This is a genomic window from Streptomyces caelestis (assembly GCF_001279005.1).
Taxonomy (GTDB): domain Bacteria; phylum Actinomycetota; class Actinomycetes; order Streptomycetales; family Streptomycetaceae; genus Streptomyces; species Streptomyces heliomycini.
This window is the reverse complement of the sequence record NZ_LGCN01000081.1, coordinates 1-418: the sequence shown is the minus strand read 5'-3', so window position 1 is coordinate 418 and position 418 is coordinate 1. Positions and strand designations below refer to the sequence as shown.

Sequence of the window (418 nt, the reverse complement as noted above, 5' to 3'; positions counted from 1 at the left end):
CGAGCCGGTGCAGTGGGCGGATGAGGGACGTCCGCGCCGTGCGGGTGTGTCCTCGTTCGGCATCAGCGGCACCAACGCGCACGTCATCCTCGAACAGCCGGACCCCGGCATCGAGGCAGCGCCGGAAACAGCACGGGAACCGGAGACCGCCTCCGGCGCGGTGCCGTGGGTCCTCTCCGGCAGGAGTGAGGCCGCGCTGCGTGCGCAGGCCGAGCGGCTGCGGGAGTTCACGGCGGGCGCCGGAATCCGTGGCGTGGACCTCGGGTTCTCGTTGGCCACGCATCGCTCCGTCTTCGATCACCGGGCTGTGGTGCTGGCTGAGGACAAGGCCGCTGCCCTGGAGGCGCTCGCCGCGGGTCGTCCGGATGCGGGTGTCGTGGAGGGCGTGGCCGGTACGGGCCGTACGGCGTTCCTGTTC

At 72.2% G+C, this 418-nt stretch carries 1 protein-coding gene; it reads left to right on the top strand.

The window, feature by feature from the left end:
• Positions 1–7 precede the first annotated feature (7 nt).
• On the top strand, positions 8–418 hold a 411-nt coding region (locus tag ADK41_RS08215; protein ID WP_280923051.1), incomplete at its 3' end, for a ketoacyl-synthetase C-terminal extension domain-containing protein.